Source organism: Cupriavidus sp. F041 (genome assembly GCF_057814235.1).
Map to the genome: position 1 here is coordinate 334,461 of NZ_JBVASY010000002.1, position 15,976 is coordinate 350,436.

Annotated in this window: 13 protein-coding genes; 3 read left to right on the forward strand and 10 right to left on the reverse strand. The window is 65.6% G+C overall.

All coding sequences use genetic code 11. From position 1 onward, the window contains the following. Positions 1 to 143: 143 nt before the first annotated feature. The 9 genes from ACZY0R_RS18595 to ACZY0R_RS18635 all read right to left on the reverse strand — a co-directional run bounded on the left by ACZY0R_RS18595 (position 144) and on the right by ACZY0R_RS18635 (position 9,290). Positions 144 to 1,127 carry a tripartite tricarboxylate transporter substrate binding protein gene (locus ACZY0R_RS18595; protein WP_045237266.1) on the reverse strand — a complete coding sequence of 328 codons (984 nt, stop codon included), beginning with the start codon at positions 1,125 to 1,127 and terminating at the stop codon, positions 144 to 146. Positions 1,128 to 1,244: 117 nt separating this feature from the next. Continuing rightward, positions 1,245 to 2,570: a phenylacetate--CoA ligase PaaK gene (paaK, locus tag ACZY0R_RS18600; RefSeq protein ID WP_488860232.1), complete on the reverse strand. Its 1,326-nt coding sequence runs from the start codon at positions 2,568 to 2,570 to the stop codon at positions 1,245 to 1,247. A gap of 277 nt (positions 2,571 to 2,847) precedes the next feature. Further along, complete coding sequence (gene paaN, locus ACZY0R_RS18605) at positions 2,848 to 4,536, reverse strand: phenylacetic acid degradation protein PaaN (protein ID WP_488860234.1); 1,689 nt, start codon at positions 4,534 to 4,536, stop codon at positions 2,848 to 2,850. Between the two features lie 45 nt (positions 4,537 to 4,581). Then, positions 4,582 to 5,670 carry a 1,2-phenylacetyl-CoA epoxidase subunit PaaE gene (gene paaE / locus ACZY0R_RS18610; protein ID WP_035869387.1) on the reverse strand — a complete coding sequence of 363 codons (1,089 nt, stop codon included), beginning with the start codon at positions 5,668 to 5,670 and terminating at the stop codon, positions 4,582 to 4,584. Between the two features lie 23 nt (positions 5,671 to 5,693). Continuing rightward, positions 5,694 to 6,239, reverse strand: coding sequence for a 1,2-phenylacetyl-CoA epoxidase subunit PaaD (gene paaD, locus ACZY0R_RS18615; protein ID WP_488860236.1), 546 nt, complete (start codon positions 6,237 to 6,239; stop codon positions 5,694 to 5,696). 6 nt (positions 6,240 to 6,245) lie between these two features. Next, positions 6,246 to 7,049 carry a 1,2-phenylacetyl-CoA epoxidase subunit PaaC gene (gene paaC, locus ACZY0R_RS18620; RefSeq protein WP_488860238.1) on the reverse strand — a complete coding sequence of 268 codons (804 nt, stop codon included), beginning with the start codon at positions 7,047 to 7,049 and terminating at the stop codon, positions 6,246 to 6,248. An 11-nt stretch (positions 7,050 to 7,060) separates the two neighbouring features. After that, complete coding sequence (gene paaB / locus ACZY0R_RS18625) at positions 7,061 to 7,345, reverse strand: 1,2-phenylacetyl-CoA epoxidase subunit PaaB (RefSeq protein WP_035869507.1); 285 nt, start codon at positions 7,343 to 7,345, stop codon at positions 7,061 to 7,063. A gap of 13 nt (positions 7,346 to 7,358) precedes the next feature. Next, complete coding sequence (gene paaA / locus ACZY0R_RS18630; protein ID WP_045237261.1) at positions 7,359 to 8,363, reverse strand: 1,2-phenylacetyl-CoA epoxidase subunit PaaA; 1,005 nt, start codon at positions 8,361 to 8,363, stop codon at positions 7,359 to 7,361. A gap of 222 nt (positions 8,364 to 8,585) precedes the next feature. Further along, on the reverse strand, positions 8,586 to 9,290 hold the full coding sequence (locus ACZY0R_RS18635) for a TetR family transcriptional regulator (RefSeq protein ID WP_488866030.1): 705 nt from the start codon (positions 9,288 to 9,290) through the stop codon (positions 8,586 to 8,588). A gap of 194 nt (positions 9,291 to 9,484) precedes the next feature. Here ACZY0R_RS18635 and ACZY0R_RS18640 point away from each other — a divergent pair, with 194 nt between their 5' ends. After that, complete coding sequence (locus tag ACZY0R_RS18640) at positions 9,485 to 12,331, forward strand: AMP-binding protein (RefSeq protein ID WP_488860241.1); 2,847 nt, start codon at positions 9,485 to 9,487, stop codon at positions 12,329 to 12,331. Positions 12,332 to 12,509: 178 nt separating this feature from the next. Here ACZY0R_RS18640 and ACZY0R_RS18645 read toward each other — a convergent pair whose 3' ends face one another. Continuing rightward, complete coding sequence (locus ACZY0R_RS18645) at positions 12,510 to 12,947, reverse strand: universal stress protein (protein ID WP_488860243.1); 438 nt, start codon at positions 12,945 to 12,947, stop codon at positions 12,510 to 12,512. Positions 12,948 to 13,186: 239 nt separating this feature from the next. On the opposite strand from ACZY0R_RS18645, the gene ACZY0R_RS18650 reads away from it, so the two are divergent. Further along, the gene (locus ACZY0R_RS18650; protein ID WP_488866032.1) at positions 13,187 to 15,223 is read left to right on the forward strand and encodes a thioredoxin domain-containing protein; all 2,037 of its coding nucleotides are present in this window, start codon (positions 13,187 to 13,189) and stop codon (positions 15,221 to 15,223) included. 8 nt (positions 15,224 to 15,231) lie between these two features. Then, complete coding sequence (locus ACZY0R_RS18655; RefSeq protein WP_488860245.1) at positions 15,232 to 15,963, forward strand: protein-L-isoaspartate(D-aspartate) O-methyltransferase; 732 nt, start codon at positions 15,232 to 15,234, stop codon at positions 15,961 to 15,963. The last annotated feature ends 13 nt before the right edge of the window (positions 15,964 to 15,976 follow it).

Here is a 15,976-nt window from a genome sequence, read left to right on the forward strand (position 1 = left end):
CCCCTTCTGCTCAAGAGATCGATATCCGTGCAACTCGGAGAGTGCATTGCCACCATGCTATGCGACAACGCAGCTTTTGTGCGCAACATCGAACGGTACAGTCTACTGGCGGGCAACGGGCGGCGGCACCGCTCGACTCCGCCTTAATCCAGCTTGATCTTCAGATCCCGGATGAGCTTGTGCCAGCGAGCGGTCTCGCTGCGCAGCAGATCGGCAAACTGCGCCGGCGTACTGCCCACGGGTTCCACCCCGAACTCCACCAGCCGCTTGTTGACTGCCGGCTCCCTGATGGCAGCCACGACCTGTTTGTTCAGGATGGCGATCACCTCGGGAGGCGTGGCCGACGGCGCTACCATTCCGACGAGCGCGGCGGCCTCCACGTTCTTGTAACCTGCCTCTGCGAAGGTCGGCACATCGGGCAACTGCGGCAGGCGGGTGGGATTGGCCACGGCCAGTGCCTTGACCTTGCCGCCCTTGATGAAACCGGCGCCCGAGGCAAGATCCACCATCATGGCCGGGACCTGCCCGCCGGCAACGTCGGCCAGCGCAGGCGCCGCGCCGCGATACGGCGCGTGGACCATGGTCAGGCCAGCTTCCACCTTGAGCAGCTCCATCGCCAGATGATGGGGGCTGCCTGCACCCGCGGAAGCATAGTCGATGCCGCCCGGCTTGGCCTTCGCCGCGGCAATGAACTCTTGCACGTTGTTTGCACGTATCCCCGGACCCACCACCAGGATCATCGGGAAGCGGCCAAGCAGCGTAACCGGCGCCAGGTCTTTTAGCGGATTGTAGGAAAGGGACTTGTACAGCGCGGGGTTGAACACCAGCGTGCCGTTGTCCGCCGACAGCACTGTGTAGCCATCCGCCGGCGCGCGAGCGGTTTCCGCCGCGGCGATGGCGGTGTTGCCGCCGGGTTTGTTGTCCACCACGACCGGCTGGCCCAGGCGGGTCGAAAGCGGCTGCCCGATGGAGCGCGCCAGGAAGTCCGAACCGCCTCCGGCGGGGTAGGGCACGATCCAGCGCACGGGCTTGCTCGGGAAGGCGGGTTCCGCGGCAGCCGTTGCCGCGGTCCAGGGCAGGGCAGCCAGGCCGAGGCCAACTGCCATCAATTTGCGGATGGTGATCATCTTGTCTCCTGTTTTGAATTTTGCTTGCGGCGTTGTCTTCCGCTTTTTTGCTTTCTTTTTTATCTGCCGGGCCGCCTGCCGCCGTTCATCCGGCGCGGGCGGCACCGCTGCCCGGACTCAGGCGCCAACTTGGCGCAGGTCAAGTACGCGCTGGGCCTTGCCGGTGGCCGTTGTCTTGATCTCACCGGCGTTCAGCACGCGCACCGCCGTGGAAACGCCCACCATGGTCTTCACCCGGTGCTGCAGTTCGCGTTCCAGCTGCGCACGGTCGCTGTCGGTGAGCGCGTCGCAGACCCCGGCGCGCGCTTCGACCGAGACGGACAGGGAGTCCATATGCCCTTCGCGGGTGATGCACAACTGGTAGTTGCCGCTCAGGCGGCCGATGCCCAGGATCAGCTCCTCGATCTGGCTCGGGAACACGTTGACGCCGCGGATGATCAGCATGTCGTCCGAACGCCCGGTGATCTTCGCCAGCCGGCGCATCGAGCGCGATGTCGGCGGCAGCAGCGTGGTCAGGTCGCGCGTGCGGTAGCGGATCATGGGCATGGCCTCCTTCGACAGCGAGGTAAATACCAGCTCGCCCTGGCTGCCGTCGGGCAGCACTTCGCCCGAAACAGGGTCGATGATCTCGGGATAGAAGTGATCTTCCCAGATGACCGGTCCATCCTTGCTTTCAATGCACTCGCACGCAACGCCGGGGCCCATGATTTCCGAGAGCCCGTAGATATCGATGGCCTGGATGCCCGCGCGCGTCTCGATCTCGGCGCGCATGCCCTGCGTCCACGGCTCGGCGCCGAAGATGCCGATCTTCAGCGATGACTTCGCCGGATCCATGCCCTGGCGCGCCATCTCGTCGAGCAGGTTAAGCATGTAGGAGGGCGTGACGAGAATGATCGACGGCTCAAAGTCGCGGATCAGCTGGACCTGCTTCTCGGTCTGTCCGCCGGACATCGGCACGACCATGCAGCCGAGGCGCTCCGCGCCGTAATGGATGCCCAGGCCGCCGGTGAACAGTCCGTAGCCGAATGCGTTGTGCAGCGTATCGCCGCGGCGGCCGCCCGCCGCGCGGATGGAGCGGGCCGTTACGTTGGCCCAGGTGTCGATGTCCTTCGCGGTGTAGCCCACCACGGTCGGCTTGCCGGTAGTGCCGCTAGATGCATGCACGCGCACGACCTCGTCCCTGGGGACGGCAAACAGCCCGAACGGATAGTTGTCGCGCAGGTCTTTCTTCGAGGTGGTGGGGAATTTCGCCAGGTCGGACAACTGGCGCAGATCGTCCGGGTGCACGCCGGCGGCGTCGAAGGCGCTGCGGTAGTGCGGCACGTTGTCATACGCATGGCGCAGCGACCATTTGAGCCGTGAGAGTTGCAGCGCCTGGAGCTCATCGCGGCTGGCGAGTTCGATGGGCTCGAGTTCGCCCGGTTGGGGAATTGGCTGGACCACGGTTGTCTCCTGAGGGTGAAGCGACTGAATAGGATTGAACGGTGGCGGGATTGGGGGCGCCACACGACGGCTCGGCAACCCGGCTATGCGCGGCAACGGTCTTCGCCGTGGTGCCGTGCCAGGTCGTCAAGCATCCGGGATTCCATAGCGGCGCCCACCCGGCCGACGCTTGCGCGCCGGCCGGCCAGATAGCGGGCACCCTGGCTTGACTGCGGATGACGATGCGAAGCCACCTGAACGCCCGGGACGGGCGCATCCGCGGCTTCGTCAGCGACGCTTACGAGGGCTCACGTTGCGGGACATGCCGGCGGCTCTGCACGACGCGGAAGCGGTTGGCGACAAACGCGGTATCGGCAAGGCTGGCGTTGGCCGCGGGGTTTGCGCCCGTTGCGTGGAAGTCCGAGAAGGCCGCGGACTGGTTCACGAAGACGCCGCCCGTCAGGTTGACGGACAAGGCGACACCTCCGTCCACGGCGGCCTCCCCGGCGGCATCGAGCACCGCCTCGTCCGTGCTGTAGACGGACAGCGTCAGGGCACCGCGCGTGCGGGCGATGCGCGCCGCGAGTGCCAGCGACTGCGCGCTGGAGTCGGTCGCGATCACAAACGCGATCGGGCCAAACCATTCCTGCGTGAAGGTAGCTTCGTCGCGGCTGGCGTCGAGCTGCAGCAGGATCGGGGTTGCGATCGTTGCGTCGGGGAATTCGGGATGCACGAGGCGCTGGCTGGCGAGCAGCGGCGTGCCGAGCGCGGCGACCTGGTCGATCCGGGCGAGCACGCCCTGGTTCTGGATCGCGCCGGTGAGTTCGACGGCACGGGCCGCATCGGCAGTCAGCTTCTGCACGGCGCCGGCGATGGCCCGGGCGACCTCTTCAAACGGGACGGTGCCTTCGGCAGTCTTGATGCCGCCGCGCGGCACATAGATGTTCTGCGGCGCGGTGCACATCTGGCCGGAATACAGCGCGAGAGAAAACGCGATGTTGCGGGCCACCGCCTTGAGTTCGTTCGCCGAATCGATCACGATCTGGTTGACGCCGGCCTTCTCCGTGTAGACCTGGGCCTGCGGCGCATGTGTCTCGAGCCAGTCGCCATTGGCGGTGCTGCCGGTGAAATCGATCAGCCGTATCTCGTCGCGCGTGGCCAGCGACTGTACAAGCGGGCCGTCGTTGGGCGCGGTCGCCAGCAAGGTCACGACGTTGGGGTCGAAGCCGGCGTCCTGCAGCACTTGCCGCGCGATACGCACGGTGATGGCGAGCGGCAGGATCGCAGCCGGATGTGGCTTGACGATGACGGCATTGCCGGTTGCAAGGTCGGCGAACATGCCCGGATAGCTGTTCCAGGTGGGAAACGTGCAGCAGCCAATCACCAGGCCGATGCCGCGCGGCACGACGGTGAAGCGCTTTTCCATGGCGAGCGGCGGATTCTTGCCCTGCGGCTTTTCCCAGTAGGCCGTCTCCGGAATGCCGCGCATCGCGTCCCACGCGTAGGCGATGGCCTCGAGCGCGCGATCCTGCGCGTGCGGGCCGCCAGCCTGGAACGCCATCATGAACGCCTGCCCGGTGGTGTGCATGACGCTGTGCGCGATCTCGAAGCTGGCCTGATTCAGCCGCGCCAGGATTTCCAGGCTCACGCCCACCCAGGCTTTCGGACCCGCCTTGCGGTACTGTGCCTGCGCCTTCTGTGCCGCCGCGATCAGCGCGTCCGGATCCGCTTTGGGATAGCCGATATGCAATACCTGGCCGAATGGCGAGCGCTCTTCGCCGACCGTGCCGTTGCTGCCGGGTTGATCGAGTGTGAAGGGCTGGCCAAGCTGTGCCTTGAATGCCGCTTCGCCGTCGGCGGCGGCCGTTTCACCATAGGCGCGCGGGCTGGGCGTCTCGTTGAAGGGGCTCCAGTAGCCGCGCGTCCGGATGGCTTCCAGGGCGCGCTCGAGCGTCTTTTCGTGTTTGCTGAAGAGGGAATGATTCATTGCGGGGGGCGTATTTTTTAGAGGTTGCAGGACTTCGATTACCGTTTACCGTTCGTCGTAGCTGACGACAACCCGATCCGACACCGGATGGCATTGGCAGGTGAGGACGAAGCCATCGTCGATTTCATGTTGTTCGAGCGTGTAGTTCTTTTCCATCTTCACTTCGCCTTCGAGGACTTTCGCGCGGCACGTGCAGCACACACCGCCCTTGCAGGCATAGGGCAGGGCAAGGCCCGCTTTCAGGCCGACATCGAGCACGCTGACCCCCACATAAGGCAGCCGCAGCTTGCGCCGCTTGCCGTCGATGATCACTTCCAGGTCCGCCGCGGGCATGTCGTCGGTGATTTCGATGGGCGGCACGCCCGCTTGCGGCAGCGGTGTGCCGAAGCGTTCGACGTGCACCTTCTCCGGCGCCACGCCGGCTGCCTTGAGCGCGGCTTCGGCGGCGTCCATCATCGGGCCGGGGCCGCAGATGAACGCCTCATCGATTTCGTCGGCCGGCGTGAGCGTTTCCAGGAATGCCCGGCATTTCTCCTGATCCAGCACGCCGTTGAACAGTTCGACTTCCTGCAAATCATCGGACAACACGTGATACAGCGAGAACCGGCTCATATAGCGGTTCTTCAGGTCTTCCAGTTCCTCGGCGAACATGATCGCGTCGACGCTGCGGTTGCCGTACACCAGCGTGAACCGGCTGGTCGGCTCCGTCTCAAGCGTGGTCTTGATGATCGCGAGCACGGGCGTGATGCCCGAGCCGCCCGAGAACGCCACGTAGGTTCGCGACAGGTCGGCGTTCAGGTGCGTGAAGAAGCGGCCATCGGGTGTCATCACCTCGATCTCATGGCCAGGCTGCAGCGTGTCGAACGCGAAGTTCGAAAAGCGCCCGCCGCGCACGCGCTTGATGCCGATGCGCAGTTCGCCATCGCGGTCGTAGTCGGTGACGCCCACGCAGATCGAATACGAGCGCCGGGTCTCCTCGCCATCGAGGTGCGCCTTCAGCGTGACGAATTGTCCTTGCGTGAAGCGGTACGCGTCGCGCAGGTCCTCGGGCACCTCGAAGGAGACGGTCACGGCATCGGCGGTTTCGGGCCGTACCTCGCGGATACGCAAAGGATGGAATTGTGGAGTCGCCATAATGTCGGTCCAGGTCAGTACGGTCAGTACGGTTTGAAGTAATCGAACGGCTCGCGGCAATCGATGCAGCGGTACAGCGCCTTGCATGCCGTCGAGCCGAACTGCGCGAGGAGTTCGGTGTGCACCGAGCCGCATTGCGGGCAGGCTGGCTTGTCCGGGGCAGCTGCGCGAGGCACGAAGCGGATGGTCTTTTCTTGCGGGGCATCGCCGCTGCCGCAGTTGCCGGCAGGTGGCGCGATGCCGTAGCGGCGCAGCTTGTCGCGCGCTTCGCTGGTCATCCAGTCGGTGCTCCACGCAGGGGCAAGCACGGTGACGATGCGATGGGGGACGATCCCGGCGGCGTCCAGCGCCTGCCCGATATCCTCGGCAATCTGCGACATCGCCGGGCACCCCGAATAGGTTGGCGTGATGACGACTTCGACGGCGTCGTCGGCGCCGCGGCGCACGTCGCGCAGGATGCCCAGCTCGCGAATCGATACCACGGGGATCTCCGGGTCCGGTACCGCCTCAAGTACGGTCCAGGCGCGTTCCAGCGTGGTGTCGGCATGCATCAATGTGGCTGCGGTCATCGCGATCTACCAGGTAGCGCCGGGATGCTGGCGTGCCAGGGACTGCATTTCGGCAAGCAGGAAGCCCATGTGTTCCGAATGTTCGCCGTGCTTGCCGGTCGTAACGTGTTTCACCGGGGACGGCAGCTTGAGGGTCGCCTGGGCAATGACCTGCTCAACGTCTGCCTGCCATGCGGGTTCGAGGCCCGCCACCAGGGGGCCGACGCCGGCCTCGGCCATCGCGATCTCCACCGCATCGGTTGCAAAGAACTCCCGCGTGTATGGCATCAGGTAATCCAGTGCCGCCTGTGCGCGCCGGTGCGACTCCGCCGTGCCGTCGCCGAAACGGATCAGCCACTCGCTGGCATGGCTGAGGTGATAGCGCGTCTCCTTCAGCGATTTCGCGGCGATGGCCGCCAGTTGCGCGTCGGTGGACGATTGCAATGCCGTCCACAGATGGGCCATCAGCGCGGAGTAGAGGAAGTTGCGCACTATCGTGACGGCATAGTCGCGCTCGGTGCGTGCGGTGCCGGCGAGCGGCCCGAAGTGCGGCAGCTCCACCATCGTGTAGTTGGCGAACTCGCGCTCGGAGCGGAAGTAGGCGTAGCTGTCTTCGGTTTTCTTCGCGCCGCTCAGCGCTTCGTCGAGCGTAGCCGCGTGCGAGTACAGCAGCCGCGCCTGGCCGATCAGGTCGAGGCTGGTATTCGCCAGCGCGATGTCCTCCTCGAGCGCCGGGCCATGGCTGCACCACTCGCTGTTGCGCTGGCCGAGGATCAGCGCGTTATCGGCCAGGCGCAGCACGTACGACAAATGTTGGGGCGTGTTCATCATTGCGTCTCGTCTTACATGTGGTCGATTTCGGCAGGCAGCACGAAGAAGGTCGGATGGCGATAGATCTTGTCGCCGGCCGGCTCGAAGAAAGACTCCTTGTCGGCAGGATCGGACGCCGTGATTGCCGCCGACGGCACCACCCAGATGCTCACGCCTTCCTGCCGGCGCGTATAGACGTCGCGCGCCATGCGCAGTGCCGCGCTTGCATCGGATGCGTGCAGGCTGCCGCAGTGCTTGTGGTCCAGGCCCTGCTTGCTGCGCACGAACACTTCCCAGATCGGCCATTCCTTGTTCATCTTCATCTCCTGTTCAAGCGGCTTGCTTGTGAGCCCGCGCGGCCTGTTTTTCGGCATACGCCAGCGCGGCTTCGCGCACCCACGCACCATCGTTGTGCGCCTTCACCCGGGTGGCGAGGCGCTCCTTGTTGCAAGGCCCGTCGCCGTTCACGACGCGCCAGAATTCTTCCCAGTCGATCGCACCGTAGTCGTGCGCCTTGCGCTCTTCATTCCACTTCAGGTCCGGATCGGGCAGCGTCACGCCGAGGATGCGGGCTTGTTCGACGGTCGCATCGACGAACTTCTGGCGCAGGTCATCATTCGAGATCCGCTTGATGCCCCATTGGAACGACTGGCCGCTGTGGATGGAGTCCTTGTCGCTCGGGCCGAACATCATCAGCACCGGCCACCACCAGCGGTCCACCGCCTGCTGCACCATGTCCTTTTGCGCCTGGGTGCCCTTCATCATCGACAGCAGGGCGTCGAAGCCCTGGCGCTGGTGGAAGGACTCCTCCTTGCAGATGCGGATCATGGCGCGGGCGTACGGGCCGTAGGTGCAACGGCACAGCGGGATCTGGTTCATGATCGCCGCGCCATCCACCAGCCAGCCGATCACGCCCACGTCCGCCCAGGTCGGCGTGGGGTAATTGAAGATGCTCGAGTACTTGGCTTTGCCGGCGTGCAGGGCGTCGACCAGTTGGTCGCGCGACACGCCCATCGTTTCGGCTGCGCTATACAGATACAGGCCATGCCCACCCTCGTCCTGCACCTTGGCGAGCAGGATCGCCTTGCGCTTCAGGCTCGGGGCCCGGCTGATCCAGTTGCCCTCGGGCTGCATGCCGATGATTTCCGAGTGCGCGTGCTGGGAAATCTGCCGGATCAGCGTCTTGCGATACGCATCTGGCATCCAGTCCTGCGCCTCGATCTTGCCGTCAGCCGCCATCAGGGCGTCGAAATGCGCTTGCTGCGGCGAGGTATCGGCCGGCGCAGTGCCGGGCGGTTGCGCGTTGCCCGGGAGATCGAGAGATTGGGTGTACATGGAGATTTCCTGTGAGGCGATGCCGCAGTATATTTATAAACCGACCGGTCGGTCGATGAATTGTTTGGATGACTTTAATCAAGCGATAGTTTTGAGGGGTGAGTGTGGAGGGTTAGCTACGCGGCGTAGAGCGGGTGTGCGCGAGGCTGCCTGCAGCGGGGTTGATCCGTCGTTGGCATTGCCGGATTTGACGGTTTTCGTTCGCTGCGGCTGGACCACCCGCTAGGAGCGGGGAAACGACCTCCAGGGCGCATGTGGACCGGTCGGAGTTTGCCGAATGGTCATCGCAATTGGGCGGGCGCCCCCCGCGCCGCCGGGCGTGCGCAAGGCCAGCCGCTCGGCAAGCCGTAGTTGCCGGTCCAGCCAGGCCTGCGTGCGGCTGGCCTCCGGTGACGGGTCGTGTAGCCAGACGCCAAATGTGGAGAGAAAGATCCCGGTCAGCACGACCTCTTCCGCCTCCCGGCGCAAGCCGGCCGCCGGCAGGCAGCCGGCCTCCCGGATCCATTGCACGGTGCGGCTGATATGCAGCAGGCCTTGCGCCTGCAGATGCAAGTGCTCCGGCTGCAGCTTGTAGCGCAGCATCTCTGCGGTGAGCCGCCGATGCGGCGCCAGGGCCTCCAGCCAGGCGAGGATGGCTAGCGAGAGGCGCTCGCGCGTGGACAGGCCATGCCAGCCTTCGCGCTGGGTTGCGCAAACCAGCGCGAAGTCGGCCCGGCCGAACCAGGCCTCTGCCAGGTCGTCCTTCTGCCGGTAGTGCCGGTAAATGTCGGCCAGACCGATCTCCATGGACGCGGCAATCTCATGGAGATGCAATGCATCCCATCCGCCGCGCTCGGCGAGTATCAGCGCGACCTCCAGAATCCTGTCGGCCAGATCGGCGTGCTCCTTCATGGCTCGCACTTCCTTGAGAATCCGTAACTGCGCCACTTCCAAGGATAGCGAGCCGGCGCCGGAGTGGCCAAGCGCGCCGGGTCCGGCCCTGCCCGCCTCGACAAAGCTGGCAGGCGGTCTATCTTAAGGGTGTGTCACTCTGTGCCGCTATCCGAGCACCCTGTACGCCACATTTGCCGCATTCCCTCAGTAGCGGCGGGCGCGCCGCCGGCTTGGACGGAACGGCTGCCATGCGCATGGGACCAAATTCACCCTCCCGGGAAAGCTACGACAACGCGCTGCTCGACATTGTCCGGGAGATGTCGTCGGCAGTGCAGCAGCAGGGGACCGCCGAGATGCCGGTCTCGCTGGACAGCACGCTCGAAGGCGACCTGGGCTTCGATAGCCTGACGCGCGTCGAACTCCTCACCCGCGTCGAGCAGCGGTTTGGCGTCAGCCTGCCCGAGCAAGTCCTGGCCCAGGCCGACACGCCGCGCGCCCTGCTGCGTGCCTTGATGGCCGCCAAGGATCTGCCCCCTGGCACGGGCGGATCGCTCCCGCGGCGTGCCCGCCCGCTGCCGGCGGCCCAGGCTCCGGAGAGTGCCGTCACCTTGACCGATGTGCTCGGCTGGCATCTGCGCCGCCATCCGGCCCGCACTCATATTATCCTGCAGGACGGCAGCAGCGACGACATCCCGATCAGCTTTGCCCAACTGCACCAGCGCGCGACGGCCATGGCCACGGGGCTGGCCGAACGGGGTCTGCGTCCGGGCACGGCCGTGGCCATCATGCTGCCCACCAGCCCTGAGTACTTCTACAGTTTCTGCGCCGTGCTAATTGCCGGTGGCATCCCCGTTCCGCTCTATCCGCCGGCGCGGCTGGCGCAGATCGGCGATCATCTGCAGCGCCATGCCGGCATCCTGGCCAATGCCCAGGCACCCATCCTGGTCACCGTCGCGCAAGCCAAGCCGCTGGCCGCACTGCTCAAGGCCAGCACCGGTACGCTGCACGACGTGGTGACGCCGACGGAACTGGAGGCTTGCACGGGCGGCGGCGCGCCGGTGCACGCGATCGTGCGTGCGCACGATATCGCCCTGCTGCAGTACACCTCTGGCAGCACCGGCTCGCCCAAGGGCGTCGTCCTGACCCACGCCAACCTGCTGGCCAACCTGCGGGCCATGGGGCAGGCCCTGGGCGTTGGCTCCCAGGATGTCTTCGTCAGCTGGCTGCCGCTGTACCACGATATGGGGCTGATCGGGGCGTGGCTGGGCAGCCTCTACTACGCCTATCCCCTGGTCGTGATGTCGCCGCTGGCTTTCCTTGCGCGGCCAGAGCGCTGGCTCTGGGCGATCCACAAGTATCGGGGCACGCTGTCGGGCGGCCCCAACTTTGCCTATGAACTCTGTCTGCGCAAGCTGGCCGATGCGGCGCTGGCCGGACTTGACCTGGGTAGTTGGCGCTTCGCCTTCAATGGTGCCGAGCCGGTAAGCGTGCAGACCATGCGCGCCTTTGCGCAGCGCTTTGTACGCTACGGCCTGCGCCCGGAGGCCATTTCCCCCGTGTATGGGCTGGCGGAGGCCTCGCTGGGCCTGAGCTTTCCCCCGTTGGACCGCGGCCTGCTGGTCGATCGCATCGGCCGGACCGAATTCATGCGCGCCGCCAGGGCAGTCGCCGCGGCGGAGCAGGATAGCGATGTGCTGGAGTTCCCCGCCTGCGGCCGGCCGCTCCCCGGCCATGAAGTGCGCATCGTCGATGCCAGCGGGCGCGAGTTGGCCGAGCGCCACGAGGGGCTGCTGCAGTTCCGCGGCCCGTCGGCTACCAGCGGGTATTTCCGCAATCCGGAGCAGACGCGCCTGCTCTTTGATCACGACTGGGTGAACACCGGGGATTACGCCTATGTCGCCGGCAATGATGTCTTCATCACCGGCCGCGCCAAGGAGATGATCGTGCGCGGCGGCCGCAATATCTACCCGTACGAGCTCGAGCAGGCGATCGGCGCCATCGCGGGCATGCGCAAGGGCTGTGTCGCCGTTTTCGGTTGCCCGGACCCCAGCAGCGGCACGGAACGCATCGTGGTGATGGCCGAAACCGCCGTGAAGGATCTACATGCGCGCCGGATGCTGCACGGGCAGGTGCTGAAGACGGCCATCGACGTGCTGGGCCTGCCTCCCGACCACATTGCCCTGGTCTCGCCGCACAGCATCCTGAAGACCTCGAGTGGCAAGATCCGCCGCGCCGCCTGTCGGGAGCGCTTCGAGCAAGGCCGGCTCGGCCGGGGGCAGGGCGCTCCCTGGCTGCAGATTGCCCGCTTCGGATGGCAGGCGATGCTTCCCCAACTGCGGCGCATCCGGCAGACCGGCGCAGGCCTGGCCTATGCCTGCTACGCCTGGGCCTTGTTCGCCGCGCTGACCCCGGCGACCTGGCTGGCCTCGGTTGCACTGCATCGGCCGCAACTGGGCTGGGCCGTTAGCCACCGTGCCGCAAGGCTGCTGCTCAGGCTGAGCGCGATACCCTGGTTCGTGGACGAGGCCGAGCGCCTGCCGCGCGACCAGCCGTGCATCCTGGTATCGAACCACGCCAGCTACCTGGACGGTATCGTCCTGGTGGCGGCCCTGCCCAGGCCGATCTGCTTCGTGGCCAAGCGCGAGCTTCAATCCCAGCGCATACCCGGCGCCTACCTGGCCAGCATCGGCGCGGATTTCATCGACCGCCTTGATCCGCGGCGAGAGCACGAGGACGTGGAGCGGATCGTGGCGGCGGTGCGCGCCGGGCACTCTGTCCTGTTTTTCCCGGAGGGCACGTTTGGGCGCACGCCCGGCCTGCAAAGCTTCCGTACGGGCGCATTCCTGGCCGCCGCGCACGCCGGCGCGCCGGTGGTGCCGGTCGCCATCCGGGGTACGCGCTCCGTACTGCGGGACGGACAATGGCTGCCGCGGCGCGGACCGATCGGCGTGGTCATCGGCAGCCCGCTGTGGCCGGATGGCGACGACTGGCCCGCCGCCGTGCGCCTGCGCAATACCGCGCGCACAGAGATCCTGCACTATTGCGGCGAGCCGGATGGCTTGCGCGCGACACACCGGGGTTCCAGGCGGGTATAGAACCATAGCCCATGCCCGGCGATCGCCATCTTGCGCCAGGCCATGCTGCTGGCTCGCTCAAGGCTCGGCGCGAACACCTTGGCTTGCCTGCGTTCAAACGAACCGAGCAGCGCGCTGGTGAAGTTCCACTCGGACGTGTCCGGCTCGCGCACGTGGGGCCAACGCGAAAACGCTGGTGTCAGCGGTACACCAGCACGGGGATCTTGCTGTGGGTCAGCACCTTCTGTGTTTCGCTGCCGAGCAGCACACCCTGCACGCCGCGCCTTCCATGAGACGCCATCACGATCAGGTCACACCCCCTGTCTTCGGCAGTCTTGATGATGGCTTCGTACGGGTGATCGTCGACCAGAAAGGTCGTCGCACAAGTCACACCAGCCTCGGCTGCCTCCAGCGCGACCCTTTCAAGATACTTCTTTGCCGCTTCCCCAATCTCTTCCGCGAACAGCTCCCGGCTGTCCGTCAGCATTTCGGTGTGATAGGCGAACAGGTGGTACTTGGGCCCGACTCGCAGCGCAGTGATCCGCGCTTCCATTTCCTGCGCCAACAGGAGCGCATTGTGGAATGCGGCGTCGGACAGGGGGGAACCGTCAACCGCCAGCAGAAGGTGCGTAAACATACTGCTCTCCTTATCCCCCCGCTTCGGGGCTCATGGAGCCGGTTGCGTTTTCGCGCCGGAAGGCGTGCGATGGCAAGGCGACAATCGAAAGCGCAAGGCCCCATTGGTTGCCTCCAGTCGCCCGCCACCTGAAGTGAGTATAGGTGCCGAAGGCCTCACGTCAAACGGCCCAAACACGCGCTTGCAGGACGCCTTGCTCTGCGCCACAGTTGTTCTATCGGATCAGGCTGGAGACGATGATGAGAAACCGGCTCGCCACAGAAACCTCTCCTTACCTCCGACAACACGCGGACAATCCAGTCGACTGGTATCCCTGGAGCGAAGCGGCCTTTTGCCGTGCGCGCGACGAAGACAAGCCGGTTCTGCTTTCCGTCGGCTACGCCGCGTGCCACTGGTGCCACGTCATGGCACACGAATCATTCGAGAACTCCCGGATCGCCGGCCTGATGAATGAACGTTTCATCAGCATCAAGGTAGATCGGCAGGAGCGTCCCGACATCGACGACGTTTACCAGAAAGTCCCCCTGATGATGGGGCAGGGCGGCGGCTGGCCGCTGACGGTGTTCCTGACCCCGCAAGGCGAACCGTTCTTCGGCGGCACCTACTTCCCGCCGGATGACCGCTACGGCCGGCCAGGGTTCGTGCGGCTGCTGCTGAGCCTGAGCGATGCCTGGACGCATCGCCGCGACGAGCTGCACGACATGGTCAAACAGTTTCAGTCGGAGTTCAGACGGCTCGACCAGGCGGACCTGCGCCGTGAAGCCGCTGAAGTCGAGGACCTGCCCGCAGAGACAGCTCGCGCCCTGGCACGAGGCACCGACCCGGTCCATGGTGGATTTGGCGGCGCCCCCAAGTTTCCCAACGCGAGCGGCTACGACCTCGTGCTGCGGATCTATCACCGTACCGGTGAACCCGCGCTGCTTGAAGCGCTGGAGCGCACGCTCGACAGCATGGCGGCGGGGGGCATCCATGACCAGCTCGGTGGCGGCTTTGCGCGCTACAGCGTTGACGAACGCTGGGGCGTGCCCCACTTCGAAAAGATGCTCTATGACAACGGCCAGCTCGTCGCGCTCTACGCCAACGCCTATCGCCTGACTGGCAAGCAATCCTGGCGCCGTGTCTTCGAGAACACCATCGCGTACATTCTGCGCGACATGACGCATCCCGATGGCGGCTTTTACGCTGGCGAAGATGCCGACAGCGAAGGGGCGGAAGGCCGGTTTTATGTCTGGACGCCGGCCGAGGTGAAGGCGGTCCTGGGCGACTCCGAGGGCGCGCGGGCTTGCCTGGCCTACGGCGTGACCGATCGCGGGAACTTCGAACACGGTACATCGGTGCTCCACCGTGCTGCCGCGCTGGACGCATTGGACGAGGCGCGCCTCGAAGACTGGCGCGAGCGGCTCCTGGCGGCGCGCACCCAACGCGCGCGCCCTGGCCGTGACGACAACATTCTCACGGGCTGGAACGGCCTCATGATCCAGGGACTCTGTGCGGCTTACCAGGCGACGGGCGCCGTTGCGTACCTCGCTGCCGCGAGGCGTGCCGCCAGCGCTATCGAGGAAAAACTCACCATGCCGGACGGTGGAGTGTACCGGGCCTGGAAGGACGGGGTAGCCAAGGTGCCTGGGTTCCTCGAAGACTATGCCTTCCTGGCAAACGCGCTGATCGACCTCTACGAGTCCTGCTTCGACAAGCGTTACCTGGATCGCGCGGTCGAACTCGTGGCGCTCATCCTCGACAAGTTCCGCGAGGACGGACTGTATTTCACGCCCCGCGATGGCGAGCCATTGGTGCATAGGCCCCGGGCGCCGCACGACAGCGCCTGGCCGTCAGGCATATCAACCAGCGTGTTCGCCTTCCTGCGCCTGCATGCGCTCACCGGCCTCGATTTCTATCGTGACATCGCCGAGCAAGAATTCGACAGATACCGGGCCGCCGCCGCCGCGGCCCCGGCCGGCTTCCCACACCTGCTGGCCGCCCGGGATTTCGCGCAGCGCGGCCCGTTCGAGATCATTCTTGCTGGCGACAAGGCGGCGGCAGCGGCTCTCGTGGAAAGCGTTCACCGCGCGTACCTGCCGGCACGCGTCCTGGCATTTGCCGAAGACGTCCCGATCGGCCAGGGGCGGCACCCCGTCAAGGGCCGGCCGGCAGCCTACGTGTGCCGGCATCGCACCTGTGCAACGCCGGTTACGAGTGGCAAGGCGCTGCTCGAACGCTGCGCGGAAGGCGCAGGCGCGAAGCACCCCGTGCGTGCGCAAGCAGGGAGGCCATTGTGAAACCAGCGATGCTCCTGCTGCACATCCTGATTCCGGCAATCGCGCTGGCGGTGGCGTCCGCCGGCGTCCGCGCCGCCGACGATTTTGCGTCGCTCCGGACCCTGATGGTCAAGGAAATCGCAGCGTTATCGGTTCATACCGGCGCCGAAACGGGCAGGCATGCCTTTGATGCGCGCGTCATGGCGGCCATGGAGAAGGTGCCCCGCCACCAGTTTGTTCCGCCGGAGCAGGAGGGCAACGCATATGAGAACCGCCCGCTGCCCATTGGCTATGGCCAGACCATCTCGCAGCCTTACATCGTTGCCCTGATGACCGACCTCATGAGGGTCAAGCCCACCGACGTCGTGCTGGAAATCGGCACCGGCTCCGGCTACCAGGCGGCGATCCTCGCAGAGCTGGCGCGAGCGGTCTATACGATCGAAATCATCGAGCCGCTGGGGGCACAGGCGCAGGAACGCTTGAAACGCCTCGCATACACGCAAGTGAAGACCAAGGTGGGCGACGGCTACTACGGCTGGGAGGACAACGCACTCTATGACGCCATCATCGTCACCGCAGCTGCAAGTCATGTTCCGCCCCCGCTCATCCGGCAATTGAAACCCGGCGGCAGGATGGTGATCCCGGTGGGCGCCCAGTTCCTGACCCAGTACTTGCTACTGATCGAGAAAGCGGGGGACGGCACGATTTCCACCAAACAGATCTTGCCTGTCAGGTTCGTGCCGTTGGTCGGTGGGCGCTGATGTCGTCCACGCC

Coding starts and splice junctions, on each gene's coding strand:
- paaA (WP_045237261.1), bottom strand. CDS start 8,363: ATGTACACCCAATCTCTCGATCTCCCGGGCAACGCGCAACCGCCCGGC.
- paaC (WP_488860238.1), bottom strand. CDS start 7,049: ATGATGAACACGCCCCAACATTTGTCGTACGTGCTGCGCCTGGCCGAT.
- ACZY0R_RS18640 (WP_488860241.1), top strand. CDS start 9,485: ATGCGCATGGGACCAAATTCACCCTCCCGGGAAAGCTACGACAACGCG.
- ACZY0R_RS18645 (WP_488860243.1), bottom strand. CDS start 12,947: ATGTTTACGCACCTTCTGCTGGCGGTTGACGGTTCCCCCCTGTCCGAC.
- paaD (WP_488860236.1), bottom strand. CDS start 6,239: ATGACCGCAGCCACATTGATGCATGCCGACACCACGCTGGAACGCGCC.
- ACZY0R_RS18595 (WP_045237266.1), bottom strand. CDS start 1,127: ATGATCACCATCCGCAAATTGATGGCAGTTGGCCTCGGCCTGGCTGCC.
- paaE (WP_035869387.1), bottom strand. CDS start 5,670: ATGGCGACTCCACAATTCCATCCTTTGCGTATCCGCGAGGTACGGCCC.
- ACZY0R_RS18650 (WP_488866032.1), top strand. CDS start 13,187: ATGAGAAACCGGCTCGCCACAGAAACCTCTCCTTACCTCCGACAACAC.
- ACZY0R_RS18655 (WP_488860245.1), top strand. CDS start 15,232: ATGCTCCTGCTGCACATCCTGATTCCGGCAATCGCGCTGGCGGTGGCG.
- paaN (WP_488860234.1), bottom strand. CDS start 4,536: ATGAATCATTCCCTCTTCAGCAAACACGAAAAGACGCTCGAGCGCGCC.
- paaB (WP_035869507.1), bottom strand. CDS start 7,345: ATGAACAAGGAATGGCCGATCTGGGAAGTGTTCGTGCGCAGCAAGCAG.